This window comes from Streptomyces sp. NPDC004266 (genome assembly GCF_042874095.1).
Classification (GTDB): domain Bacteria; phylum Actinomycetota; class Actinomycetes; order Streptomycetales; family Streptomycetaceae; genus Streptomyces.
In genome coordinates this window covers 134,849-158,900 of sequence record NZ_JBIAMM010000007.1, presented here as the reverse complement: position 1 = coordinate 158,900, position 24,052 = coordinate 134,849, and the positions used below count along the sequence as shown (strand labels likewise).

At 75.1% G+C, this 24,052-nt stretch carries 29 protein-coding genes and 1 pseudogene; 19 read left to right on the top strand and 11 right to left on the bottom strand.

Annotated features, from left to right (window positions below):
* Positions 1 to 28 precede the first annotated feature (28 nt).
* The 3 genes from ACFYUZ_RS18860 to ACFYUZ_RS18850 form a co-directional block, all read right to left on the bottom strand.
* Entirely contained in the window at positions 29 to 1,825 is a 1,797-nt protein-coding gene (locus ACFYUZ_RS18860; protein WP_389310578.1) for a thiamine pyrophosphate-requiring protein, read from the bottom strand.
* A 71-nt stretch (positions 1,826 to 1,896) separates the two neighbouring features.
* Positions 1,897 to 2,091 carry a hypothetical protein gene (locus tag ACFYUZ_RS18855; protein ID WP_389310576.1) on the bottom strand — a complete coding sequence of 65 codons (195 nt, stop codon included), beginning with the start codon at positions 2,089 to 2,091 and terminating at the stop codon, positions 1,897 to 1,899.
* A gap of 77 nt (positions 2,092 to 2,168) precedes the next feature.
* Positions 2,169 to 3,089, bottom strand: a complete 921-nt coding sequence (locus ACFYUZ_RS18850; protein ID WP_389310574.1) for a SigB/SigF/SigG family RNA polymerase sigma factor — start codon at positions 3,087 to 3,089, stop codon at positions 2,169 to 2,171.
* A gap of 187 nt (positions 3,090 to 3,276) precedes the next feature.
* Here ACFYUZ_RS18850 and ACFYUZ_RS18845 point away from each other — a divergent pair, with 187 nt between their 5' ends.
* On the top strand, positions 3,277 to 3,618 hold the full coding sequence (locus ACFYUZ_RS18845; protein ID WP_389310572.1) for a DUF3040 domain-containing protein: 342 nt from the start codon (positions 3,277 to 3,279) through the stop codon (positions 3,616 to 3,618).
* Positions 3,619 to 3,703: 85 nt separating this feature from the next.
* Here the strand turns inward: ACFYUZ_RS18845 and ACFYUZ_RS18840 are convergent, their stop codons facing one another.
* Positions 3,704 to 3,859, bottom strand: a complete 156-nt coding sequence (locus tag ACFYUZ_RS18840) for a hydrophobic protein (protein WP_356900319.1) — start codon at positions 3,857 to 3,859, stop codon at positions 3,704 to 3,706.
* 178 nt (positions 3,860 to 4,037) lie between these two features.
* On the opposite strand from ACFYUZ_RS18840, the gene ACFYUZ_RS18835 reads away from it, so the two are divergent.
* Entirely contained in the window at positions 4,038 to 4,628 is a 591-nt protein-coding gene (locus tag ACFYUZ_RS18835; RefSeq protein ID WP_389310570.1) for a type 1 glutamine amidotransferase domain-containing protein, read from the top strand.
* 241 nt (positions 4,629 to 4,869) lie between these two features.
* On the top strand, positions 4,870 to 5,289 hold the full coding sequence (locus ACFYUZ_RS18830; RefSeq protein WP_389310568.1) for a CBS domain-containing protein: 420 nt from the start codon (positions 4,870 to 4,872) through the stop codon (positions 5,287 to 5,289).
* Between the two features lie 98 nt (positions 5,290 to 5,387).
* Here the strand turns inward: ACFYUZ_RS18830 and ACFYUZ_RS18825 are convergent, their stop codons facing one another.
* On the bottom strand, positions 5,388 to 6,065 hold the full coding sequence (locus tag ACFYUZ_RS18825) for a nucleotidyltransferase family protein (RefSeq protein WP_389310567.1): 678 nt from the start codon (positions 6,063 to 6,065) through the stop codon (positions 5,388 to 5,390).
* 275 nt (positions 6,066 to 6,340) lie between these two features.
* Here ACFYUZ_RS18825 and ACFYUZ_RS18820 point away from each other — a divergent pair, with 275 nt between their 5' ends.
* Entirely contained in the window at positions 6,341 to 7,351 is a 1,011-nt protein-coding gene (locus ACFYUZ_RS18820; protein WP_389311001.1) for an SDR family oxidoreductase, read from the top strand.
* On the opposite strand, the gene ACFYUZ_RS18815 is transcribed toward ACFYUZ_RS18820, so the two are convergent.
* The 5 genes from ACFYUZ_RS18815 to ACFYUZ_RS18795 all read right to left on the bottom strand — a co-directional run bounded on the left by ACFYUZ_RS18815 (position 7,311) and on the right by ACFYUZ_RS18795 (position 12,628).
* Positions 7,311 to 9,341, bottom strand: coding sequence for a thiamine pyrophosphate-dependent enzyme (locus tag ACFYUZ_RS18815; protein ID WP_389310565.1), 2,031 nt, complete (start codon positions 9,339 to 9,341; stop codon positions 7,311 to 7,313). The two genes, ACFYUZ_RS18820 and ACFYUZ_RS18815, sit on opposite strands and share 41 nt — an antisense overlap.
* Entirely contained in the window at positions 9,338 to 10,363 is a 1,026-nt protein-coding gene (locus ACFYUZ_RS18810; protein WP_389310563.1) for an iron-containing redox enzyme family protein, read from the bottom strand. The genes ACFYUZ_RS18815 and ACFYUZ_RS18810 overlap by 4 nt, the downstream gene beginning before the upstream one ends.
* Complete coding sequence (locus tag ACFYUZ_RS18805; protein WP_389310561.1) at positions 10,360 to 10,707, bottom strand: CDGSH iron-sulfur domain-containing protein; 348 nt, start codon at positions 10,705 to 10,707, stop codon at positions 10,360 to 10,362. The genes ACFYUZ_RS18810 and ACFYUZ_RS18805 overlap by 4 nt, the downstream gene beginning before the upstream one ends.
* 90 nt (positions 10,708 to 10,797) lie before the next feature.
* Positions 10,798 to 11,505 (bottom strand): HemK2/MTQ2 family protein methyltransferase, encoded by a 708-nt coding sequence (locus ACFYUZ_RS18800; RefSeq protein WP_389310559.1) that lies wholly within the window; start codon positions 11,503 to 11,505, stop codon positions 10,798 to 10,800.
* 4 nt (positions 11,506 to 11,509) lie between these two features.
* The gene (locus ACFYUZ_RS18795) at positions 11,510 to 12,628 is read right to left on the bottom strand and encodes a glutamate--cysteine ligase (protein ID WP_389310557.1); all 1,119 of its coding nucleotides are present in this window, start codon (positions 12,626 to 12,628) and stop codon (positions 11,510 to 11,512) included.
* Between the two features lie 258 nt (positions 12,629 to 12,886).
* Here ACFYUZ_RS18795 and ACFYUZ_RS18790 point away from each other — a divergent pair, with 258 nt between their 5' ends.
* The 10 genes and pseudogenes from ACFYUZ_RS18790 (at position 12,887) to ACFYUZ_RS18745 (ending at position 18,821) form a co-directional block, all read left to right on the top strand.
* Complete coding sequence (locus tag ACFYUZ_RS18790) at positions 12,887 to 13,543, top strand: UdgX family uracil-DNA binding protein (RefSeq protein WP_389310555.1); 657 nt, start codon at positions 12,887 to 12,889, stop codon at positions 13,541 to 13,543.
* Positions 13,544 to 13,661: 118 nt separating this feature from the next.
* Positions 13,662 to 13,847, top strand: a complete 186-nt coding sequence (locus ACFYUZ_RS18785; protein WP_389310553.1) for a hypothetical protein — start codon at positions 13,662 to 13,664, stop codon at positions 13,845 to 13,847.
* Between the two features lie 56 nt (positions 13,848 to 13,903).
* Positions 13,904 to 14,362: pseudogene (locus ACFYUZ_RS18780) on the top strand (SRPBCC family protein); the annotation flags it as partial.
* A gap of 408 nt (positions 14,363 to 14,770) precedes the next feature.
* Complete coding sequence (locus tag ACFYUZ_RS18775; RefSeq protein ID WP_389310551.1) at positions 14,771 to 15,736, top strand: LLM class F420-dependent oxidoreductase; 966 nt, start codon at positions 14,771 to 14,773, stop codon at positions 15,734 to 15,736.
* 10 nt (positions 15,737 to 15,746) lie between these two features.
* Positions 15,747 to 16,445, top strand: coding sequence for an HAD family hydrolase (locus ACFYUZ_RS18770; protein WP_389310549.1), 699 nt, complete (start codon positions 15,747 to 15,749; stop codon positions 16,443 to 16,445).
* Positions 16,446 to 16,458: 13 nt separating this feature from the next.
* The gene (locus tag ACFYUZ_RS18765; protein WP_389310547.1) at positions 16,459 to 16,695 is read left to right on the top strand and encodes a DUF6480 family protein; all 237 of its coding nucleotides are present in this window, start codon (positions 16,459 to 16,461) and stop codon (positions 16,693 to 16,695) included.
* Between the two features lie 89 nt (positions 16,696 to 16,784).
* Positions 16,785 to 17,141, top strand: a complete 357-nt coding sequence (locus ACFYUZ_RS18760) for a hypothetical protein (protein WP_389310545.1) — start codon at positions 16,785 to 16,787, stop codon at positions 17,139 to 17,141.
* A complete protein-coding gene (locus ACFYUZ_RS18755) occupies positions 17,134 to 17,349 on the top strand; it encodes a hypothetical protein (RefSeq protein ID WP_389310543.1) in 216 nt (71 codons plus the stop codon). The genes ACFYUZ_RS18760 and ACFYUZ_RS18755 overlap by 8 nt, the downstream gene beginning before the upstream one ends.
* Positions 17,350 to 17,457: 108 nt before the next feature.
* Entirely contained in the window at positions 17,458 to 17,634 is a 177-nt protein-coding gene (locus tag ACFYUZ_RS18750) for a hypothetical protein (protein ID WP_389310541.1), read from the top strand.
* 41 nt (positions 17,635 to 17,675) lie between these two features.
* Entirely contained in the window at positions 17,676 to 18,821 is a 1,146-nt protein-coding gene (locus ACFYUZ_RS18745) for a hypothetical protein (RefSeq protein WP_389310539.1), read from the top strand.
* 157 nt (positions 18,822 to 18,978) lie between these two features.
* Here ACFYUZ_RS18745 and ACFYUZ_RS18740 read toward each other — a convergent pair whose 3' ends face one another.
* Positions 18,979 to 19,989, bottom strand: coding sequence for a DNA topoisomerase IB (locus ACFYUZ_RS18740; protein ID WP_389310537.1), 1,011 nt, complete (start codon positions 19,987 to 19,989; stop codon positions 18,979 to 18,981).
* A 172-nt stretch (positions 19,990 to 20,161) separates the two neighbouring features.
* Here ACFYUZ_RS18740 and ACFYUZ_RS18735 point away from each other — a divergent pair, with 172 nt between their 5' ends.
* From ACFYUZ_RS18735 to ACFYUZ_RS18715, 5 genes are all read left to right on the top strand, one after another.
* A complete protein-coding gene (locus ACFYUZ_RS18735) occupies positions 20,162 to 21,406 on the top strand; it encodes a cytochrome P450 (RefSeq protein WP_389310535.1) in 1,245 nt (414 codons plus the stop codon).
* A gap of 78 nt (positions 21,407 to 21,484) precedes the next feature.
* Positions 21,485 to 22,081, top strand: coding sequence for a DUF6328 family protein (locus ACFYUZ_RS18730; RefSeq protein ID WP_389310533.1), 597 nt, complete (start codon positions 21,485 to 21,487; stop codon positions 22,079 to 22,081).
* Complete coding sequence (locus ACFYUZ_RS18725; RefSeq protein WP_389310531.1) at positions 22,078 to 22,329, top strand: hypothetical protein; 252 nt, start codon at positions 22,078 to 22,080, stop codon at positions 22,327 to 22,329. Before ACFYUZ_RS18730 ends, ACFYUZ_RS18725 begins: the two co-directional genes overlap by 4 nt.
* Complete coding sequence (locus tag ACFYUZ_RS18720) at positions 22,326 to 23,087, top strand: metallophosphoesterase (protein WP_389310529.1); 762 nt, start codon at positions 22,326 to 22,328, stop codon at positions 23,085 to 23,087. The genes ACFYUZ_RS18725 and ACFYUZ_RS18720 overlap by 4 nt, the downstream gene beginning before the upstream one ends.
* A 135-nt stretch (positions 23,088 to 23,222) precedes the next feature.
* Positions 23,223 to 24,017: a polysaccharide deacetylase family protein gene (locus tag ACFYUZ_RS18715; protein WP_389310527.1), complete on the top strand. Its 795-nt coding sequence runs from the start codon at positions 23,223 to 23,225 to the stop codon at positions 24,015 to 24,017.
* Positions 24,018 to 24,052 lie beyond the last annotated feature (35 nt).

Below are 24,052 nucleotides of genomic sequence, written 5' to 3'. Positions count from 1 at the left end.
GGGGGATCCGATGCCGGTGCGCACGCCGTCACCGCCCGCCCCGGCCGGGCAGGAACTCCCGCACCTTCGCCTTCAGGCCCTGCTTGACCAGGTGGGCCCGTCCGCCGTCGGCCCGGGCGAGCGAGGCCAGCGTGGCCTCGATCTGCTCCCAGGTCGAGTGCGGCGGGATCGGCGGCACGTCGGGATCGGTACGGAAGTCCAGGAGGGTCGGCCCGTCCGCCGCGAGCGCCTCGCGCCAGGCCTTCTCGACGCCGTCGGGACCGGTGACCCGGATGCCCTCCATGCCGAGCGAACGCGCGAAGGCCGCGTACTGCACGTCGGGGATCGACTGGGAGGCCTCGAAGGGGGGAGCGCCGCCCATGGCCCGCATCTCCCAGCTCACCTGGTTGAGGTCGTGGTTGTTCCAGACGGCCACGACGAACCGGGGATCCTCCCACCCGTCCGCGTACTTGGCCACGGTCACCAGCTCGGCGAGTCCGTTCATCTGCATCGCGCCGTCGCCCACCAGCGCGATCACGGGACGGTCCGGATGGGCGGACTTGGCGCCGATCGCGTACGGCACCGCGCTGCCCATGGAGGCGAGCGTGCCCGACAGCGAGCCGCGCATCCGTCCCCGCATCCGCACGTGCCGGGCGTACCAGTTCGCCACCGAGCCGGCGTCGGCGGTGATCATCGCGTCCTCCGGCAGCAGCGGGTCGAGGGCATGGGCGACGAGCTCGGGATTGACGGGATCGGCGGCCACCTCCGCCCGGCGTCGCATCACGGTCCGCCAGCGGCGCGTCCCCGCCACGACCGACTCCTGCCACGCCCGGTCCTTCTTCCGCGACAGCAGCGGCAGCAGCGCGCGGAGCGTGGTCGCCGCGTCGCCGACGAGGTTCACCTCGTACGGGTAGCGCAGCCCGACCATGTGCGGATCGATGTCAATCTGCACGGCCCTCGCCTGCCCGTACGGCGGGAGGAACTCGGAGTAGGGGAAGTTGGAGCCGATCGTCAGCAGCGTGTCGCACCCCTGCATCAGCTCGTACGAGGGACGGGAGCCGAGCAGCCCGATCGACCCCGTCACGTACGGCAGTTCGTCGCTCAGCACGTCCAGGCCGAGCAGGGCCTTCGCCACGCCGGCGCCGAGCCGCTCGGCCGTCTCCACGACCTCGGCACGGGCCCCGGCGGCTCCCTGGCCGACGAGCACGGCCACCCGCTCGCCCGCGTCGAGGAGCTCCGCCGCGCGCCGCAGCGACTCCTCGTCGGGCACCGGCGTCCAGCCGCTCACGTCGAGGCTGGACGGCACCATCTTGTGGGCGTGCGTCGGCGGACTGTACTCCAGCTCCTGGACGTCGGCCGGGACGATCAGCGCGGTCGGCGCCCGGCGGGCGAGGGCGGTGCGGACCGCCCGGTCCAGCACGTTCGGCAGCTGCTCCGGCACGGTGACCGTCTCCAGGTAGTCGGAGGCGACGTCCTTGAAGAGGCTGTGCAGGTCGACCTCCTGCTGGTAGGAGCCGCCCATGGCGCTGCGGTCGGTCTGGCCGACGAGCGCCACCACCGGCACGTGGTCCAGCTTGGCGTCGTACAGCCCGTTGAGCAGGTGGACCGCGCCCGGTCCGGAGGTGGCGACGCACACGCCGAGCCGTCCGGAGAACTTCGCGTAGCCGACGGCCTCGAAGGCCGCCATCTCCTCGTGCCGGGCCTGGACGAACCGCGGCTCGTCGTCGGCCCGCCCCCAGGCGGCGAGGAGCCCGTTGATCCCGTCGCCGGGATAGCCGAAGGCGTGGGTGACGCCCCATTCCCGCAGCCGTTCGAGGATCCGGTCCGACACCTGGGGCCCGCTCATGGCATGCCTCCTTCGTCCGTGTCCTGCCCGTGGGGTCGTGGTGGCATCACGAAGGACGGGGCCGGGCACGCCTAGGCGTGCCCGGCCCCGTCCTCGCCGCTCCGGTCGGGCGGCGGTCCCTCCGCGAACCGCGCCGCGTCGTGGCGCAGGCGCCGGCCCGCCTCCCCGACCTCCTTCCGGATCCTGGTCGCCACCTCGTCCATCGACTCCTCGGGCGGTACCTGGGAGCGGTCGGGTTCGTCGTCCTCGCGATGCTGCTTCGCCACGTGACGGCGGCTGCCCCGGATCCCGTCGCCCATTCTCCGGAAGGCGGGCCGATCCGGGCCGTGCGGGGGCCGGACGGTCAGCCGTCCGTGCCGTCCGCCGCCGCGTCGTCCCGGAGGAGGCCGTCCTTGAGTTCGCCGAGGATGCGCGTGAGCAGCCGCGAGACGTGCATCTGGGAGAGGCCGATCCGGTGGCCTATCTCCGCCTGGGTGAGCTCCTCGCCGAAGCGGAGTTCCAGGATGCGGCGGTCGCGGTCGTCGAGGCGGGCGAGCAGCGGCCGCAGTGCCGTCAGCGACTCGATCAGCTCGTACGAGGGTTCCGCGCTGGCCAGGTGACGGGCGCCCGCGCCGGGCGCGGCGTCCTCGTCACCGGCGGGGATGTCGAGGGACCGGGCCGCGTAGCCGTGGGCCGCGAGCTGGCCCTCGGACACCTCCTCCTCCGTGAGGTGCAGCCGCGCGGCCAGTTCCGCCCGGGTGGGACGGCGCCCGAGGCCCTGTTCCAGGGCGTCGGCCGCCTTCGCGAGGTCGATCCGCAGCTCCTGGAGCCGGCGGGGGACCCGTACGGCCCAGCTGGTGTCCCGGAAGAATCGCTTCATCTCGCCGACGATGGTGGGGAGCGCGAAGGCGGAGAAGTCGACGGTGCGGTCGGGATCGAAGCGGTCGATCGCCTTGATCAGCCCGATCGTGCCGACCTGGACGATGTCCTCGACGGGCTCGGCGCGGTTCCGGAACCTCCGGGCGGCGAACTTGACGAGGCTGAGGTTGAGCTCGATCAGGGTGTTGCGGACGTACGCGTACTCCGGTGTGCCCTCCTCCAGGGCCCGGAGCCGGGAGAACAGCGCGACGGACAGGGTCCGGGCGTCGTCCGTGGAGACGGCGGTCGGACACGCGGGCTCGGGCAGCCCGTCGAGCGCCGCCCGGCGGGTGGCGGCCCCCGTGGTGTCGGGGGCGGGGCCGTCGGTGGTGAGCAGGGTGTCGGAGCGTTCTCCGGCGGTGGACATGAGGGCTCCTTCGACGGGGGCGATGGGCCTGCGTCGCCGTGGGAAGAGCGGCGACGGGGGTCCGTCGGTCGAGCGTCCTGAGGAAAGGATGCCCCTTTAGAGGTGATTTGACACGAATCGCTGGGGAACCCGCAGAGAACACGACGCGCTCACGCCGGCGCGCAGGGATCGGGAGGAGGTGTCCGCGATGGACGAGACCCGGCTCTCGGCGCACGAGCGACGCGTTCTGGCGGAGATCGAGGAACAGCTGAGTCGGGACGCGTCGCTCGCGCGCCGCCTGCGCACGATGCGGCGGACCCCGCGCCTGCCCGTGCCCTCGCTCGCCCGGACCCGCCGCCACCTGCCCTTCCTCGGCATCGTGGCGCTCGGCGCCATGACCCTCGCCCTGCTCGTCCTCGCGGTCGACACCGAGGCGCCGGGGCTCATCTGGGCGTTCGCCTCCGTCTGGGCGCTCACCCTGGCCGCGGTGCTGCTCCTGGCCGTCCGCCGGGCGAAGCGCCGCGCGGGCGAGTCGCGGACGGACGGGTGAGGCGACGCGTCCCGGCCCGGAACAGCGCACCGCCGCCCCGGATCCTCCGGGGCGGCGGTGGCGTGATCTGGGGTCGCGGACCCGCTCACCAGCGGTACCAGCGGCCGCTGCCGCTCCTCAGCACGAAGCCCAGCACCCACACCACGAGCAGGGCGATGGCGATCCACCAGAGCACGTCGAGGGCGAATCCCGCGCCGAACAGCACCAGAATCACCAGGAGAACGAGGAGAAGGGGAACCATGGCTGCACCTCCGCTGCCTGCGGGGCCCGGCCGGTAGGTCTCGGCACGGGAACTCGGTAACAGCGCGATTTCCCCCATCCGTGGAGAACATGCGGGGTGATATGTGAGGTTTGCGAAGACCGGTGCGGGTGAGGCGCAGAGGTGGCGGGGGGCAACGACGCCGGAGAGGAAGCACATCGTGTCGTCCGACGGAAAGAACCACGGAAAGCTCGACGGAAAGAGCGTTCTCGTCCTCACGACGAACTACGGGACCGAACAGGACGAGCTGCAGAAGCCCGTGGCCGCCCTGCGGGAGAACGGCGCCCGCGTCACCGTGGCCGCGCAGAAGGACGAGCCCGTCCGGACCCTCGTCTCCGACGAGAAGCCCGGAGCGGTCGTCCAGCCGGACACGACCCTGGCGGAGGCCACGGCGGACGGATTCGACGCCGTGATCGTGCCCGGAGGCACCCTCAACGCCGACCAGCTGCGGGGCGACGACGAGGCGCGGCGCCTCGCCTCCGCCTTCGCCGAGGCCGGCAAGCCCGTGGCCTCGATCTGTCACGGACCGTGGCTGCTGGTGGACAGCGGCCTGGCCCGGGGCCGCGAACTGACCTCGTACCCGTCCCTCCGCCCCGACCTGGAGAACGCGGGCGCGACCTGGGTGGACCGCGAGGTCGTGGTCGACACCTCGGCGGGCCACACCCTGATCACCTCCCGCCGGCCCGACGACCTCGACGCCTTCGCCGCGGCGATCGTCGACGCCCTCGACGGCGCGGGGAAGGCGGCCTGAGGGAAGGACCCGCGAGGCGGCCGGCAGGCCCGCGCCGCCGGCCCGGTGTCACCGCTCCTACCGCCGACGCGGTGACACCGCCCGTACCGCCCCCCCGCCCGTACCGCCCTCCCGCCTGCGCCGCGGGGCCCCCGCGCCCGTCCGCGGTTGACGGCGCGGGGACCGGGCAGTCGCGCCCCGAGACGGCGTGACGACCCGGCCCGGCGACACGGCAGACCCAGCGACCTGACAGGTGATGGCCATGACCACCGCACGCGACATCATGACCCCGGACGCGACCTGCGTCCGTTCGTCCGAGACCCTCGTCGACGCCGCACGGAAGATGGCCCAGCTCGGCGTCGGGGCACTGCCGATCTGCGGCCCCGACGAGAAGCTCAAGGGCATGCTCACCGACCGCGACATCGTCGTGAAGTGCGTCGCCCAGGGCAAGGACCCGCAGCAGTGCACCGCCGGAGAGTTCGCCCAGAACGAGATCGTCACCGTCCGCGCGGACGACAGCGCCGAGCAGGTGATGAGCGTCATGAGCGAGCACCAGATCCGGCGGGTCCCCGTCATCGACGAGCACGTCCTCGTCGGCATCATCGCCCAGGCCGACGTCGCACGCGCGATGCCCGACCTGCAGGTGGGCGACTTCGTCGGGACGGTCTCCGAGGCCTCCTGACCCCGGACACGGCCCGGCACCACGGGGCGCCCCGCCGCCGTCCGCGGCGGACGGAGCGCCCCGTCGCCGAGCCCCCGGCACCCGGGACAAGCCTTCGGTCACGCGCCGTCACGGCGCGGCAGTACGTCCATCAGTTCGAGCAGGTACAGGAAGGCGTCCGCCATCGGCGAGCCCGCGGTGTCCTCGCGCACCCGCCCCCAGTCGATCCGCTCGCGCAGCCCCCGCGCCACCGGCAGCAGCGGGCCGAAGTCGCAGTGGTGCTCGGAGAGCGCGAGGAGACGGCAGACCATGAGGTCGGTCGGCGCCAGCACCGGCATGTGCACCGAGTCCACCGGCAGCGTCTGGGCGCGGTCGAGGAGCTCCGCCGTGACCGGCCGTCCGGCGAGCGAGAAGATCAGATCGATCTCCTCGCCGCCCGCCCGGGCCTTGACGAGCCAGTCCTCGGGCGGGTCGACGATCCGCACGCCGCGCTCCCGCAGGGCCTCCGTCACGACCTCGGCGTCCTGGCGCAGGATCGCGAAGTCCGTGTCGTGCTGGAGCCGGACGGGGATGCCGTGCGCGTACGCGGCGACACTGCCGACCAGGGCGAACGGGCGGCCGGACGCCTTCAGCACGGCCCCGACCTCCTTCGTCGTCTCCAGGATCGCCTGCGTGTGGTCGGGCGGCAGGGAGGGGGCGGACGCGCGGGAGGCGGGCGCGCCGTGCGGCGAGCCGTTCCGGGACGACGCCGTCCCGCCCGCCTCCGGGCGCGCGGACGGGCCTTCCATGAGGTTCATGGCCTGCTCCTCTTCTCGCAGCTGATCGCGACGGCCCTCGTGGAGGGGACCAGCGTCTACCCAACCCCGGGGACCCCATCCACGCATGGTCGCCCGCCGCACCGGGCAGGCGCCCCGCACCCTCCGAAGAGAGGACACCGATGACCTCCGCCCGCCGTGCCCGGCACGCCCCTCGCCCCGCCCCCGTTCTCCGCCCCCGGCGCGCGGGTCTCGCCCTGGGGACCTTCCTGGAAGGCCTGGTCGTCATCCACGAGCGCCGGCACCTCCGGCCGCCGATGGCCGGGCGGACCGTCGTCGTCACCGGCGCGAGCGCCGGCGTCGGCCGGGCCGTCGCCCGTGCCTTCGGCGCCCGGGGCGCGAGCGTCGCGCTGCTCGCCCGGGGCCGTCGCGGTCTGGAGGCGGCGGCCGCCGAGGTCGAGAGGGCCGGCGGGCGCGCCCTCGTGGTGCCGGTGGACATGGCCCTGCCCAGCCGGGTGGAAGAGGCCGCCGAACACGTCGAGAAGGTCCTCGGACCCATCGACGTCTGGGTGAACTCGGCCTTCACCTCGGTCTTCGCCCGCTTCCCGGACGTCACCCCCGACGAGTACGCGCGGGTCACCTCCGTGACGTACCTGGGCTTCGTCAACGGCACGCGCGCCGCGCTCCGGCGCATGCGCCCGCGCGACTCCGGGGTCGTCGTCCAGGTCGGCTCCGCGCTCGGCGAGGCCTCCGTGCCCCTCCAGGCGGCCTACTGCGGCGCCAAACACGCGATCAACGGCTTCACCGCCGCCGTCCGGATGGAGCTCCGGCACGAGCGCAGCGACGTGGCCGTCACCGTCGTCCAGCTGCCCGCCGTCAACACCCCGCAGTTCTCCTGGGTCCTGTCCCGCCTGCCGCGCCGCCCGCGCCCCGTGGCGCCGGTCTACCAGCCGGAGGTGGCGGCCCGTGCCGTGGTGTACGCCGCCCGGCACCCGCGCCGCGCGGTGTACCTGGTGGGCGCCTCGACGGCCGGGACCGTCCTCGCCCACCGGCTCGCCCCCGCCCTCCTGGACCGTTACCTCGCCCGGACCGGATACGACGCCCAGCAGACCGGCGAGCGTGCGCGGCCGGGCGCCCCGCACAACCTGTGGGAGCCCCTCGACGGCCCCGGCGGCCGGGACCACGGCGCCGACGGCTCCTTCGGCGAGGAGGCCGCGGCCCGGTCGCCGTACACGGTGGCGGCGCGGCACCGCCTCCTGCTGTCGGCGGCCGCCGGGGCGGCGCTGGTCACGGCCCGTGCGCTGCGCACCCGGGCGGCACGGACCTGAGGCCGACGGACCGGCCGGGCCGGGGGAGGCGTCCCGCCGTCCCGGCCGGACCGTCCTGGGGCGCCGCCGGCGCGGTGCGGAAGTCGAGCAGCGTCGGCCGGTCCGCCGCGAGGGCCGTCCGCCAGGCGTCCGCCACCTCCTCGGAGGAGGACACCCCGAGGCCGTACAGGCCGAGGGAGCGCGCGAAGGCGACGTGGTCCGTGCCGGGCGACGCCGGTGACGACAGGCCGGACGGGCCGGACCCCCGGCTGTTCCAGACCGCGACGACCAGGCGCGGATCGGTCCACTCGTCCGCGTACCGCGCCGCCGTCGCCAGCTCCGAGAGCCCGCCCATCCGCAGGGCGCCGTCACCCACCAGCGCGATCGCCGGACGGCCCGGGTGGGCGAACTTGGCGCCGACCGCGTACGGGACCGCGCCACCGGGACCGGCGAGCGACGCCGAGAGGGCGCCCCGCATGTCCCGGCGCAGCCTCAGGTGCCCCGCGTACCAGGCGGCGACGGGGCCGGCGTCGCAGGTGATCATCGTGTCGTCGGGGAGCAGCGGGTCGAGCGCCCGGGCCACATACTCGGGATTCACCGGATCCGCGCCCGGGGCGGCGCGCCGGGCCAGCGCCGTCCGCCAGGCCCGGACGCCCGCCGCGACCCTCTCCTGCCACGGGCGTTCCGCCCGGGGCGTCAGCAGGGCGAGGAGCCGGCGCAGGGTGACGGCGACGTCGCCGACGAGACTGATCTCATACGGGTAGCGCGGTGCCAGGGTGTCGGGGCCGCTGTCGACGCGCACCGCCCCGGCCTGCCCGTACGGCGGGAGGAACGCCGCGTGCGGGAAGCGGGAACCGACGGCCAGGAGCGCGTCGCACTCCCGGACCAGTGCGGACGAGGGACCGGTGCCGAGGGGGCCGATCGCCCCCGTGACGTACGGCAGGTCGTCGCTGAGCGCGTCCAGGCCGGGCATCGCCTTCGCCACCCCGGCACCGAGCCGCTCCGCCACCTCCTGGACCTCGCGGGCGGCCCCCGCCGCGCCCAGGCCGACCAGGATCGCCACGCGCTCGCCCGCGTCCAGGAGGGCGGCGGCCCGCTCCAGCGAGCGGTCGTCGGGCACCGGCGCGGGGGTGCTCGCGTCGAGGCTCGACGGCCTCGCGCCGAGCGCGTGCCCGGAAGGCGGGCAGGCCTGTTCCAGCACGTCCGCCGGGACGACGAGCGCGGCCGGCGCGCGCTGTGCGTACGCCGCGCGCACGGCCCGGTCGAGGGCGTCCGACAGCTCCTCGGGCACGCCGACGGTCTCCAGGGAGGCCGCCGCCACCGCTTCCAGGAGGGCCCGCGGCTCCTCCGGGGCGGGGCGCCGACCGGCCGACGGGGCCCGCGGCCCCGCCCCCCGGCCCTGGGAAGTCCCGCCCCGCCCGGGAGAAGCGAGGTCGCGGCCGGGGAAGGCCGGGCCCCGGGTGGGGGAGGAGGTCGGGCCGCGGGCGGGGAAGGCCGGCCCCCACCCGGGAGAAGCCGCATCCCGCCCCCGAACGCTTGAGTCCTGCCCGGGAAGGCGCGGGTCCTGCCCCGGAAGGCCTGTGTCCTGCCCGGGGAGGCCCGGATCCCGTCCAGGAAGGCGCGGGCCCTGCCCGCGAAGGTCCGTGCCCCTTCCAGGGCGGCCCCCGTCCCGCCCGGCCGGGTCCGTCGTCGCCCGCGTCACGTCCGTGCCGAGCAGGGCGACCAGCGGCACCCCGTCCGGTCCCGCGTCGTACAGGCCCCGGAGGAGCCGGACGGCGCCCGGCGCGGACGAGGCGGCGCAGACGCCGACGTGGCCGGAGAACGTGGCGTACCCGACGGCCTCGAAGGCGGCCGTCTCCTCGTGGCCCGCACCCACGAGGCACGGGTCGTCGTCCGCCCCCGCCCACACCGCCACCGGGCCGTCCAGCTCGGGACAGCCGAAGACGTGGCACACCCCCCAGGCCCGCAGACCGTCGAGGAGCGCGTCCCCGACGGTCGCGCGGGTTCTCACGGCTCGCTCCCGGACGGCCGCGGCAGGGGCGCGCGCAGGGCGCTCTCGCCCCGCGACCAGGCGTCCAGCACCCGGTCGCCGAGCCGGTCCTCCAGGAAGGAGGTCGCGGCGATGCCGAAGGCGATGTCGTCGGCGAGGTCCGGCTCGTCGTCGAGGAGGCCGCCGACCACCTCACGGCGGACGAGCTGCTCGTGGACGGCGTCGGCCTCCACGTGCTCCTCGTAGTACCGCTCTGCGGCGGGCCCGGCGCCGGTCCTGCGCAGCGCCGCGGCGATGCGGGCGGCGGCGGGCGGCGACGTCGTCTCCACGACGGCGAAGTGCCCCACGAGCGCCCCGCGCAGCCGCCGGTGCAGACCGAACATCGACATCAGGTTCGAGGCCGCGAGGACCTCGGCGCCGGCCACGTCCACATGGCGCCCGTACGAGGGGTCGAGGCCCAGATCGGACATCAGCTCCGCGTAGAGCAGGGAGTGCATCCGCTCGGGCCGTCCGCAGCCGTACTCGTCGTACTCGACGGCCACCATCGCCGCCTTGGCGCGGCCGGTCAGGCGGGGGATCACCCACAGGTGCGGATCGGCCTCCCGGAGCTGGTGCACGGAGCGCAGCGCCACGTACTCGCGCAGGTGCCACGGCTCGCCCGAGGAGGCCAGGAAGTGGGAGACGCCCGTGCCGTCGACCGGCTCCACGAGGAGGGCGGCCAGCGCCTCGTCGACGCCCGCGCGGTGGCGGCAGTCGTGGCGCAGCGCGCTCTCGAAGCGGTGCTCCATGAGGGCCCGGACCCTGAGCAGGCCGGGGTCCCACTCCAGGGTGTCGGGGACGCCCGCGAAGCCCCGGTAGTGGAGCTCGTAGCAGAGGTGGAGGGCGAGCTGGAGGTCCTCACCGTACGGGGAGGAACGCGCGATGTCCGCCGCCAGGGGCAGCCGGCCGCCGTCCAGCAGCCGGCTCCTGACCATGCGGGAGACCTCGCCGCGGGCCTCGGGCGCCTCGGGCCGTGCCGTGACGGCCGTCGGGAGCAGCGTCATGACGCCTCCTCCTCCCCGGCCGTGCCCCGCGCCGGGCGCGGGGCGCCCCGGGCCGCCTTCGGCGCGCCGGTGCGGCTGCGCAGGCGCGGCCGGTGGCTGGTGTCGCAGAACGGCGCCCGCAGGCTCCGCCGGCAGGTGCACAGGGCCATGACGGGCCGCTCGCAGCGGATCACCGAACCGTCCGGCATGACGATCTCCGCGGGCCCCTCCACGAGCAGCGGACCCTCGGGGAGCGGACGGAACCGGGGCGGGGAGGTCCGGGACCGGGCACCGCCCGGGACGTCCGGCCCGCCGTCGTCCGGGATCCTCACCCTCGGGGTGCCCTCGTTCGGGGAAGCAGACATCACACACACCACCCATCAGCTCGGTTTGCGCCGGTACCGCGCGACTGCCCGGCTCCCCGGCTTCGAATCACGGCTTTCCGCGGCCCCGGATCACGCCCGGCAGGCGCGGATCACGACGAGCTGCTCCGTACGCGTCCCGGGCGGGACCAGGCCCCGGGCCGCGAACCAGTCGGCGCGGCCCGACATCACCGGACCGAACGGCTCGGTGCGCCGCTCGACGACACGGGCCCGCAGCCCGGCGCGCCCGAGTGCGTCGAGCGTGGGCGCGACCCCGGAGAGCGAGGACTGGACGAGCAGCAGCACTCCGGAAGGCGTCAGGAGGCGGGGCGCCCGCACGCAGACCCGGTCGAGGAGCAGCCGGCCGTCGGACCCGGCGTCCCAGCTCCGGCGGGCCCCGCGCGCGGGCGGCCGCGGGTCCTCGCTCGGCACGTACGGCGGGTTCACGGTGACGAGGTCGAAGCGCTCCCGCCCCACCGGCCCGTCCAGGTCGCCGCGCAGCGCCCGGATCCGGCAGCCGTGCAGCAGCGCGTTGAGCCGGGAGGACGCGATCGCGGCGCGCGAGATGTCGACGGCGGTGGCCCGCGCGCCCCGCAGGGCGGCGGCGACCGCGACGATGCCCGTGCCCGTGCACAGGTCGAGCGAGCGGACCCCGGGCCGCAGCTTCTCGCGCCGCACCTGTTCCACCAGGAGCCCGGTGTCCGCCTGGGGCGCGTACACGCCGGGGAGCCGGCACACCCGGAGACCGGCCGGCTGTTCCCCGGCGGGCACGGAGCGGCGTACGGAGACGGGAGAACCCATGGGATCAGCCCCTCACCGTGGCCGCGGCCAGCGCGTCGACCACCGCGCTGAACCGGCCGTGCCGTCGGAAGACGTCGCGCTGGCGGGCGGCGCCGCCGCCGTCCATGCGGATCCGCTCCCACTGCTCGTCCACCCAGTCGGTGTCGCCGGTGGCGTCGAGGCCCGGTCGGGCGAGGGCGACCAGCGCGTCGAGGAGCCTCGCGGCGGACCGCTCCCGGCCGTCGACCGGATCGATGCCGGTGCCCGTGATGCCCTGGGAGGCGGCGAGCCGGTGGGCCCTGAGGAGGGTCGGGACGGGGACCACGGGCGCGGGGACGCCGGAGTCGACGCGGGGCAGCAGGGTGGCGGCGAGACCGCGGACCAGGATCGCGAGCAGCACCACCGTGTCGAGCTCCGCGTTGGCGTCGGCGACCCGGATCTCCAGGGTCGGCACGTGCTCCGAGGGGCGGGCGTGCCAGTACACCATGCGGTTGTCGAGGACCGTGCCGTCGCTGACCAGGCGGGCGACGTGGGCGAGGTACTGGGGTTCGTCGAGGACCGGCGTCGGGCCGACGGTGGGCCACCTGGCGTGCTCCACGGCGCGCCAGCTCTGGTAGCCGGTGTCGTGCCGGCCGGCGTAGGGGGAGTTTCCCGCCAGCGCCTGGAGCACGGGCAGCCACGGCCGCATGTGCTGGGCGAGCGCGAGGGCGCGCTCGCGGTCGAGGGTCCCGATGTGGACGTGGCAGCCGCAGACGAGCCCGTCGTCGCGCGCGACGCCGTCCGCGCGGGTGACCAGCGAGGCGAAACGGCGGGCCATCAGCCGGTACCGCTCGGTGTCGGTCACCGTCAGCGGCTCCTCGGGCGGCAGCACGGGAGTGCCGCAGGCGACCGGCATGCAGCGCTCGTCCCGCGCGGCCGCGCCCACCGTCGCGCGCAGCCAGGAGAGCTCCTCACGCAGGTCCCGGCGGCTCGCCGTCGCCCGCGTGCAGATCTCGATCTGCGCGTTGAAGAACTCGGTCTGCACCTGCTCGCCGAGGGCGCGGCTCGCCCGCCGGATGACCTCCGGCGCCCGGTTGACCGGGGCCCGTGTCGCCCGGTCGACCAGTACGAACTCTTCCTCGACACCCATCGTCAGGATCTCCATCGCGGGCTCCTCCTCGCCTCGGCGCGCGACTACCCGCCCCGGGCTCCAGCATGCCGCCGTCCCACCCGGGGCCGCCTGTCCAGCCACGGCCGGCCGTCCGTGCGCGGCCGTTCCGGCGCTCGGCGCGGAGCGCTGCGCGGTCCTTCCGGCGCGGAGCGGTGCGCGGCCGTTTCCGTGCGGCGCCCGCCGGGCACACGCCCGCGCGTCAGCGGCGCCCTTCGGCACCGGCCGGACGGATCCGCTGCCGGGAGGTGCGAGATGGCCGGTACCGGCGACCGGGGGACCGCCCCCGAGGCGTACGACGCCACGCCCTATCTGCCGAGCCACGGCGGACTTCCGGCGCACCGCGAGGCGGCGGCGGAGTGCCGGGGCTGCCCCCTCCACCGCGACGCGACCGGGACGGTCTTCGGCCGGGGCGCACCGCACGCGCGGCTGATGCTGGTCGGCGAGCAGCCCGGCGACCAGGAGGACCGCGAGGGCCTCCCCTTCGTGGGTCCCGCCGGGCGGCTGCTCCACCGCGCCCTGGCGGAGGCGGGGATCGACGAAGGGGACCTGTACGTCACCAACGCGGTCAAGCACTTCAAGTTCGTCCGCGACGAGGCCCGGGGCCGCCGCGTCCACAAGACGCCCGGCGTGCGCGAGACCCGCGCCTGCCGGCCCTGGCTGATGGCCGAACTCCGGCTCGTCTCACCCGAGCTGGTCGTGGCCCTGGGGGCCACCGCGGGGCGGGCCCTGCTCGGACCCTCCTTCCGGGTCGGCACCGACAGGGGCGTGCCCAGACCGCTGCCCGACGGCGGGGACGGCACCCGGGTCCTGGCGACCGTGCACCCCTCGGCCGTACTGCGCGCGCGGGACCGGCGGGAGGTGTACGCGGGGCTCGTCGCCGACCTCCGTACCGCCGCGGACGCCCTCTGAGCGCGCGTCGCCGGGCCTGCGGAGCCGGATCAGCCGGCCGTCGGAGTCCGGCTGATTCGGCTCCGCGACAGCGGGCAGTCGCGGAGTGAGGGGGTACGGCCGGAAGGAGGCGGACCCCATGCGAGGGAACGCCGAGGGCGGAAGGACGGCACGGGGCCGAGGACTCAGCGACGAGGAGTTCCGGTCGCTGATGAGGGAGGCACACGCCGAGGCGCGGCGCCGTTTCCTCGGCCGGCCGCCCCGGGCGGAGCCCGACTTCGCCCTCCGTACCCAGCACGCCGAGTTCGGGGCCGCCGCCCACTGACGGCGGCTCCGGTGCCCGGTCCTGCGATGCCGTGACGACGTGAAGGAGGCCGCAGCATGAGCAAGGTCGAACAGATGATCGATGTGGATGTCCCGCTGCGGGACGTGTACAACCAGTGGACCCAGTTCGAGGAGTTCCCGCGCTTCATGGAGGGCGTCGAGGACGTCCGGCAGACCGACGACCGGCACTGTCACTGGCAGACCAAGATCGCCGGGGTCCGGCGGGAGTTCGACACCGAGATCGTCGACCAGCTCCCGGACCAGCGCATCGCCTGGCGCACCACGGGCGGCGACGTCCGGCAGATGGGCGTCGTCAGCTTCCAGCCGCTGGACGAGACGCACACCCGGGTGCGGCTCGCGATGGACATGGAGCCCGAGGGCATGGCGGAGAAGGCCGCCGACGCGATGGGAGTGCTCGACCGCCGGGTCAAGGGCGACCTCAAGCGGTTCAAGGGCTTCATCGAGGAACACGGTGACGCGACCGGCGCCTGGCGCGGCCGGATCCGCCCCGAGGACGCCGGCACCGGAACCACGGGGACGGACCCGTCGATGGGCGCGGGTCGGCCCATGGGATCCGACCCGTCCATGGGGACGGACCGGTCCATGGGGACCGACCGGCCCATGAGGTCCGACCCCTCCATGGGAGACCGGTCCATGGGGGACCCGTCGACGGGGACCGACCCCTCCATGAGGTCCGCCGAGAAGGGCCCCGACGCGATGAGGGAGCCGCCCGGGCCGGTGGAGACGCCCGGACGGACCCGCCCGGCCCGGGAGACCGAGTCCTGGTCGCTGCCGCCGGACGACGAGCCGGGCATGCGCTGACGACCCCCTCCCGCACCGCGGCGGAGAAGGCCGGCTCCTCGGAGCCGGCCCTTTCCCGTTTCGCCCCGTTTCGGACCCCGCGGTCGCGGCAAGTCGCCGGACATGATGCGTATCGGGTACACGATGATGACCGAGCAGGCAGGCCCCCGTGAGCTGGTCGGGCACGTGGTCGAGGCGGAACGGGCCGGATTCGATTTCTCCGTGATCTCGGACCACTCCTTCCCGTGGCTGCCCGCGCAGGGCCACGCCCCCTACGCGTGGAGCGTGCTGGGCGCGGCGGCGCAGGCGACCTCCGAGATCCCGCTCATGACGCTGGTGACCTGCCCGACCTTCCGCTACCACCCCGCGGTGATCGCGCAGAAGGCCGCCACCCTGCAGCTCCTGTCCGAGGGCCGCTTCCGGCTGGGCCTCGGCTCGGGCGAGAACCTCAACGAGCACATCGTCGGCAGGGGATGGCCCTCGGCGCGCGTACGCCTCGAGATGCTGGACGAGGCGGCGGAGATCATCCGCGCCCTGTTCACCGGGGAGTACGTGACCCGCCACGGCCGCCACTTCCAGGTCGACGACGCCAAGCTCTGGGACGTCCCGCCCACGCCCCCGCCCGTCGGCATCGCCGTCTCCGGGCCGCGCTCCTGTGAACTCGCCGGACGCCACGCCGATCTGCTGGTCGCCACGGAGCCGAAACGCGAACTCCTCGACGCCTTCGACGCCCAGGGCGGTGCCGGAAAGCCCCGCCTCGGACAGCTGCCCGTCTCCTACGACCCCGACCGCGACGCGGCCATCGCCCGCGCCCACGAGCAGTTCCGCTGGATGCTGGGAGGCTGGCGCCTCAACGCCGAACTCCCCCTGCCGGCGGGCTTCGCACAGGCCTCCCAGCACACCCGCCCGGAGGACGTGGCGAAGAGCATCCCCTGCGGGGACGACGTGGACGCCGTCGTGGAGGCGGCCCGCGCCTACGCCGACGCCGGGTTCACCGAGCTCGCCCTCGTCCAGATCGGCGGCGACCGGCAACTGCCCTTCCTGCGCTGGGCCGAGTCGAAGCTGCTGCCCGCCCTCCGCGACCTGTAGGGAGCCCCATATGGACCGCGCCGCGCTCTTCGACATCGACGGAACCCTCGTGGACACCAACCACCTGCACGTCGTGGCCTGGTGGGAGGCGTTCCGGCAGGGCGGCCACCAGGTGCCGACGCACGCCGTGCACCGCGCGATCGGACTGCCCGGCGAGCAGCTCATCGAGCACCTGCTCGGCAGCTCCCGCGACCCGTCGGACGACGACCGGCTCAGCACCGCCCACGACACCCTCTACGCCGCCTTCTTCGAGCGGCTCCAGGCCTTCGACAAGGCCGGCGACCTGCTCCGCGCCCTCGCGGGCGACGGTTGGAAGGTCGTCCTCGTGACCTCGGCCAAGGACCGGGAACTGAGCGCCCTGCGCCGCGCCGTCGACGCCGACGAGGCCCTCGCGGACACCGCCACCTCCGACGACGTCGAGGAGGGCAAACCCGCCCCCGACCCGATCGAACACGCCCTCTCGCTCGTCGGCGTCCCCGCCGACCGGGCCGTCTTCGTCGGCGACAGCGTCTGGGACATGAAGGCCGCCCGCCGCGCCGGGGTGGTGAGCGCCGGCCTGCTGTGCGGCGGCATCCCCCGCGCCGACCTCACGGAGGCGGGCGCCGCCGCCGTCTACGCCGACCCGGCCGACCTCCTCGCCCACCTCGACACCAGCCCCTTCAAGACAGTCCCGGCCGACGGCGCCTCCTCGGACGCCGGCGGGCCGTAGGGAGATGAACACCATGACCGGACCGAGCAACCCGGACCCGGAGCCCCGCCGCACCCCGGGGGTCGAGGCCGGCGGGGGAGTCCCCGTGGGTGAGACGCCGCCGGCCGAGTCCGGTACGGGGACGGCCACCGGCCCCCACCGGCCGCCCCGGCGAGGCTGGGCGACGGGCCCGCTCCTCGTCGTGTGGCTGCTGGTCATCGCGTGCGCGCTGTTCTTCCTCGTGTACGCGATCGTCCTCGCGGCCCGCTGAACCCGCGCCGGACCGCCCGGCACGACCTGTCCGACACGACCCACCCGGCACGATCTTTCCGAAAACAACCCACCTGAAAGGAACCGTCCATGGCCCGCAACGAGCCCGACCCGCAGGCGGCCCGCGGCGACGACGTGTACCAGCCCACCCACTCCGACGCGGGCAACCGCCCCAGCGGCGAACTCGACCCCGAGAACGCGCTCGCCACGGACCCGCTCGACGACCCGGCCGCCCCCGGCTACTTCCCTCCGGAACACCCCGAGGGCGTCGACCGGCACGGCACCACCCAGCGGGAGCAGCGGGAGGGCGAGCCGCTCGACGAACGGCTGGCCCAGGAGGTGCCCGAGGCGCGGCCGCCCGCCGCCGACGGCGCCGTACCCGCGGAGGAGGCCGCCGTCCACGTGGAGACCGGGGCGGAGAGGACCGAGGAGGAAGTCGATGAATGAGCGTACGAACGAGCCCGTGGACGCGCGCCTGACCGAGGACGAGCTGAGGGAGCACCCCGCCGACGACCCGGTGCACCCGCCGTCGGAGCGGCCCGGCGGCGGCCGTTCCCGCCACGGGCGGGGACGGCGGGACATGGCCGACCCGCCGGGGCGGACCACCCCCTCCCAGGCGGAGGGCGAGCGCCTTCCGGACGACGACGGGACGTGATCATCCGGGCCGCCCGCCGGCCCGTGCCGCGCCGTTTGCCCGTCGGGGCGATGGGCAGCCGCCGCGGAGGAGCCCGTACGACCCACCTCCCCTCCCCTGGAGGCACTCATGAACACCCCCGACCGTGGCAGCAGCAAGTCCGGCCCCCGACTCGACGACGAGCGTAAAAAGGAAGTGGAGGGCCAGGTCAGGTCCGGCCGCCCCACCCGCGTGGAGGAGTGGCACGACCCGGAGCCCCCCGTCGACGAGCCCGAGCAGAGCCGGGAACGGAGCAGCGACAGCTGACCGCCTCCCGTGACCGCCGCTTCCCACCCCTGGGGGACACCATGGACCTCGACTTCCTCAAACCGCTCCTGGAACGCCCCGGCCCCTGGGCCTCCGTCTTCGTCGAGACGAGCCGGTCCACCGAGGACGCGGCGCAGATCCAGAGACTGCGGGACCGCGCCGTCGCCCGGCAGCTCGTCGACGAGGGCGCGGACCCCCTCACCGTCGGCGCGGTCGCCGAAAGACTCCGCGCCGAGCCGGCCTCCGGAGCGCCTCCCGGGCGCGCCCTCTTCGCCACGGCCGGGGAGATCGTGCTCGACCTCCCCCTGACGACGGCGCCGCCCGACGTCGAGGCGACGTGGACGAACCTCCCCCACATCGCCCCGCTCCTGCACCTGCGGAGCGACGAACCGGCCTGTCAGGTGGCCCTCATCGACCGCACCGGCGCCGACCTCGAACTGCGCAGCCCCTTCGGCGTGCAGGACGTGGGCCACGCGGAGGGGAAGACGTGGCAGGGCCGGGGCCACCGCGGCCTCCCCGCCGACCGGTACGAATGGCACTACCACAACAAGGTCGAGAACGCCTGGGAGGAGACGGCCGACCTCATCGCCGCCGAGCTCGTACGGCGCTGTCCGCAGCACGACGCCCTGCTGGTCCTGGCCGGGGACGCCCGCGAGCGCAAGGCGGTGCGGGACCGGCTCCCCCCGCGGCTCCGGAGCCACACAGTCGAGGTCGAGCACGGCAGCCGGGCGCCCGGCGCGTCCACCGCGTCCCTCGACCGCGAGATCGAGGACGCGCGGTCACGGTACGCACGGGAGCGGATCCGCAGCACCCTCGACGACTTCCGCAGGGCACGAGGACGTCCCGGCGAGCACCGGGCGGGGACCGTGGACGGCGCTCCCGGTCCGGCCGCCGAAGGCGTTCCGGCGGTGCTGGAGGCCGTCCGCGAGCACCGGGTCGCCACCCTGCTGCTCGGGCTCGACGCCGCCGACGCGGGCCGCCTGATCTGGGTCGGCCCCGGCCCGTACGACATCGCCCTGGGCCGTACGGAGGCCAAGAACTGGGGGATCGGCCGGCCGAAGGAGGCACGCGCCGACGACGCGCTGCTGCGCGCCTGCGTCGCCGCGGACTCCGAGGTCCTCATGGTCCCCGAGGAGGCCCCGGGCCCGGCCGGCGGCCTCGGCGCGGTCCTGCGCTGGAGCACCTGACCCGCCCGGCACGGAGGGCGGCGCCGCCCCCGCCGACAGATGCGGAGGCGGCGCCGCCCTGCCGGACCCGGCGAGCTCCGCCCGTACGCCCCGTCAGGCGCCGCCCCGCCGGACCCGCCGAGCTCCGCCCCCGCACGCCCCCGCTGGCGGGGTGTCGTCAGTCGACCAGGCGCAGGACCGCCCGTTCCACCGCGCCCCGCGTGGCCGGGTGTCCGAAGCCGCCGTCCTCGCCCAGCCGTCCCAGGGCCGGGGCGATGGTGACGCCCTCCTCGAAGCGCTCGACGACGAGCGGATCGATGTACGACGCGCGGCAGACCGCCGGCGTGTTGCCGAGATAGCCGCTGACCTCCCGGACCGCCCGCCGCTCCGCCTTCGCCCGCGCCGCGCGCGAGCCGTCCGCCACCGGCGCCGAGACGGCGAGCGCGACGGCGGCGAGGACCGTGGCGTGCCAGGTCCGGAAGTCCTTGGCGGTGATGTCGCTCCCGGAGTGCTTCCGCAGATAGGCGTTGAGGTCCTCCGCGTGGACCTCGTGCCACGCCCGCCCCTCCCAGTACACGAACAGCCGGTCGCCCCCGCCCCGCCGCCGCAGCAGCGCGTGCACGACCTCGTACGCCGGCTCGTCCACGAGGGCCCGGGTCTGCCGCCGGCCCGACTTGGCCGGATAGCCGAGGCGGACCTCCCCGCGGGCGCAGCGCGCGTGCTCGCGGAGCAGGGTCGTGAGTCCGTACGAGGAGTTGTCCCGCCGGTACCGCTCGCCGCCGATCCGGAAGAAGCCGAGGTCGAGGAGGCGCACGGCGCAGGCCAGCACCCGGTCCCGGCACAGACCGCGCCGCTCCAGATCGCGTGCGACGGCCCGGCGCAGCCGGGGGAGGCTGCGGGCGACCACGCGCACGTGCGCGTGCTTCGCCTCCTCCTGCCGGCGCCGGAACTCCCGGTGGTACAGGTACTGCCGGCGGCCCGCCGCGTCCGTGCCGACGGCCTGGATGTGCCCGTGGGACCAGGGGCAGATCCAGACCTCCCGCCACGCCGGGGGGATGACGAGCGCGACGACCCGAGCCCGGTCCTCCGGGTCCAGGGGCGCGCCGTCGGCGTCCAGGTAGCGGAAACCCCGGCCGTGGCGGACCCGCCGCCAGCCCGGTCGGTCCGGATCGCTCGTTCTGAGCCGCATCCCTCCACTGTGCCGCCGTACGGCCCCGGGTGCCTCGCGCGCGCACGCCGGCGCGGTCGGGGCCTGCCGGGCACGAGGAGTCCGCCGACCCCAGAGGCCCGCGCACGCGCGCGTGCCGCCACTCGGCCGTACGCGCGCGTGCCTCCCCTCCGAGGGGGGTACCGGAGGGGGCATGATCCGACTGATCGAGGGCCTGACGGAGGACCGCACCGCCGCCCTGCTGCTCCAGGGGTACGCCTGGCTGCCCGACGCGCGCCGCCGGGCGGGGGACGGCGGGGCCGTCCGGACCCGGCTGCTCGGCCGGACCGCCGTCGCCCTGCACGGGCCCGAGGCGGTGCGCTTCTTCTACGACGAGAACCACGTGCGCCGCACCGGCGCCCTGCCGGGACCGGTGCTCGACACGCTCTTCGGCCGGGGCGCCGTCCACACCCTGGACGGCGCCGACCACCGTGCCCGCAAGGCGCTCTTCGTCGCCCGGCTGACCGATCCGGCGGCCGTCGCCTCCCTCGTCGAGCACGCCGGGGCCGCCTGGCGGGCGGCGTTCGCCGCCCCCGGCCGGCGCGAGGTCGTCCTCTTCGACGAGGCGGCGCTGGTGCTCGCGCGGGCCGTCCGCGACTGGGCCGGGCTGCCGTACGACGACACACGGGTCCGCGGCCTGGCGCGGGACTGCGTCGCCATGGTCGACGGCTTCGCCGCCCCGGGCCCGCGCCATCTGCGGGCCCGCCGCGCCCGCGCCCGCCAGGAGGAGGTCCTCGCGGGCGCCGTCGGGAGGGCGCGGGCGGCGGCGGTGTCCGCCGAGGACACGCCGTTCGGGGCGTTCGTCCGGCACCGCGGGGCCGACGGGGCACCGCTCGACCTCCACACGGCCGCCGTGGAGCTCCTGAACGTCGCCCGCCCGACGATCGCCATCGCCTGGTTCGTGGCGTTCGCCGGACACGCGCTGCACCGGTGGCCCAAGGTCCGGGAGCGCCTGCGCGAGGACGGCTCCGGCGCCTACGCGACGGCCTTCGCCCACGAGGTCCGCCGCTTCTACCCCTTCGTGCCGTTCGTCGGCGGCCTCGGCGCCCGCGACCTGGAGTGGCGCGGGGAGCGGATCCCGGAGGGCGCGCTGGTCCTGCTCGACGTGTACGGCCAGAACCACGACCCGGCCCTCTGGCCGGACCCGTACCGGTTCGACCCCGAGCGCTTCCTCTCCGGGCCCCCGGACCCGGACGCCCTGATCCCGCAGGGCGGCGGCGACGCCCGTACCGGCCATCGCTGCCCCGGAGAGGACGTCACCGTCGCCGTCCTCGCGGCCCTGTCGGGCGCCCTGGCCCGGCAGGAGTGGACGGTGCCCCCGCAGGACCTGCGGATTCCCCTGCGGCGGATCCCCACCGCGCCGCGCAGCGGCTTCCGGATCGCCCTCCCGCCGGTCTGACCGGAAGGTTTGCGCGGTCGAGCTCCGGGCACCGCACCTCGCAGAACGGGGCGGGCGTGCCGAGCCGAGGAGGACGTCATGACCGCGACGAGACGCCTGACGGAGGCCGAGTGGCGCATCGTGGAGGAGGAGACGGCGCGCCGGCCGCAGGTGTCACGTCAGCCGGAAGGCCCCGGGGAGCGGGTCGACGGACGGCCGGAAGGCGCCCGGGAGCGGGTCAACAGACGGTGGCAGGAGGTCCTCCAGGAGACGCGGGTCGCCCAGACCGGCGTGCAGATCCTGTTCGGCTTCCTGCTCAGCCTCGCCTTCACGGCCCGCTTCCGTGAACTGGGCGGTTTCGACCGCGGACTGTACGTCGTGACCATCATCCTCGCCGCCTCCTCGACCGCCGCCCTGATCGCCCCGGTCTCCCTCCACCGCTGTCTCTCCGGGCTGCGGCTGAAGGAGGAGGTCGTGATCGCCGCCGGGCGGCTCATGGTCTGCGGCATGGTCCTCCTCGCCCTGACCGTCGCCTGCACCCTGATGCTCATCCTGAACGTGGTCCTCGGCGGCGCGCTGGCCGCCGGGACCGTCGTCGGCGCCGTGATGCTGTGGTTCGCTCTCTGCTGGTACGTCACCCCCTACCGGCTGCGGCGCAAGGCGCTGGCACGGACCGGGGACGGAGGACGACGGTGAACGGCGGCGAGAGCGAGTACCGGATCGCCCGGTTCAGGGAGCGCCTCGCGCGCGAGGACGTGGCCGAACTCGGCGTCCGCGTCGAGGTGCGCGGCGCGAGCATCCTCCTGACCGGCACCCTCCCCACGGCCGACCGCCGCGACGAGATCCTCCGCCTCGCCGGCACCGAACTGGCCGGCATCCCCGTCCACGCGGACCTCCTGGTCGCCCGCGTCGACCCTCCCGACCGTCCCGAGGAACTGTCGTGACCCCCGGCGCCGAGCGGGACGGAGCCGTCGTCCGGGTGGCCGCCGTGGGCGACATCCACCTGAGCCCGGACTGCCGGGGCCTGCTGCGCCCCTCCTTCGAGACCCTGCCGCTCTGCGCGGACCTGCTCCTCCTCGCCGGCGACCTCACCCGGCACGGCACCGTCCCGGAGGCGGAGGTGGTCGCGGAGGAGGTGCGCGACCTCGGCGTCCCCGTGGTCGCGGTGCTCGGCAACCACGACTATCACTCGGAGCGGGAGGCCGACGTCACCCGCGTCCTCACCGAGGCCGGCGTCACGGTCCTGGAGGGGGACCGGGTGGTCCTGCCCGTGGCGGGCCGCAAGGTCGGCGTCGCCGGGGCGAAGGGCTTCTGCGGGGGCTTCGCGGGCCGCAGCGCGGGGGAGTTCGGCGAGCGGGAGATGAAGGACTTCGTCCGCACCGCCCGCCGGAGCGCCGAGGGCCTCTACCGGGCGCTGGCCGACATGTCGGCCGACGGCTGCGCGGCCAGGATCGCCCTCACCCACTTCGCGCCCGTCCCCGACACGCTCGCCGGCGAACCGGTCGAGATCTATCCCTTCCTGGGCAGTTACCTCCTCGCCGAGGCCATCGACGAGGCCGGCGCCGACCTCGCCGTGCACGGCCACGCCCATCTCGGCACCGAACACGGCATGACGGCCGGCGGGGTACGCGTGCGCAACGTGGCCCAGCCCGTCATCGGCCGGGCGTTCGCGCTCTACCACCTTCCGCTCGCCGCGAGCTGAGCGGCGGTCAGCGCCCCCGCGCGGTCCGGCCGTCCGCGCGTCCCGTCAGTTGGTCGGGATTCGGTGAAACCTTGCGGCTCCTCGTACCGTCCTCTCACCAGGGAGATGAACGGAACACGGGGAGTGGGGGAATCCATGGGGCAGGGCAAGTACACCGCGCACATAGCCGTGGTGGCTTCGGCGGTGGGGCTGAGCCTGGCGGTGTGGGGCGCGACGGCGCTGATGGACAACGAGGCCGCCGCGAACATGGGGAACGGGCCGGTCTCGCAGGCGCCCGCCGAGAAGCCGGGGACGCCGGCCCGGGTGCGGCCGCAGAAGGTGCCCGAGAGCATCGCGCACGCGGCCGAGGCGGGGGGTTCGGCCGTGAACATCACGATCGACGACGGACCCGACCCGCGCTGGACGCCGCAGATGCTGGACATCCTCGAGGACAACGGCGTCAAGGCCGTGTTCTGCATGGTCGGTCCGATGGCGAAGCAGCACCCCGACATCGTCAAGAGGATCGTCGTGGAGGGCCACCGGCTCTGCGACCACACCGTGTCCCACGACACGACGATGGACAAGAAGTCCGTCGCGTACCAGAAGCAGCAGATCTTCGACGCGAAGAAGATGATCGAGGACGCGGCCGGGGGAGCGAAGGTCGAGTACTACCGGGCTCCGGGCGGAGCCTTCACCCCGGACAGCCGGCGGCTCGCGGCCGCCGCGGGGATGCGGCCGCTCGGCTGGAACGTGGACACGAAGGACTTCGAGCAGCCGGGCACGGCCTCGATCGTCAACACCGTCAAGAACGAGCTGTCGAACGGGCCGACGATCCTCTTCCACGACGGCGGCGGCGACCGCGGCCAGACCGTCGCGGCCCTGCGGCAGGTGCTGCCGTGGCTCAAGGAGAACGGACACACCTTCAGCTTCCCCGTCCGCACGACCCCTTGAGCCGCGCGCGGAAGGACCCCCGTTCGGGCGGTGCG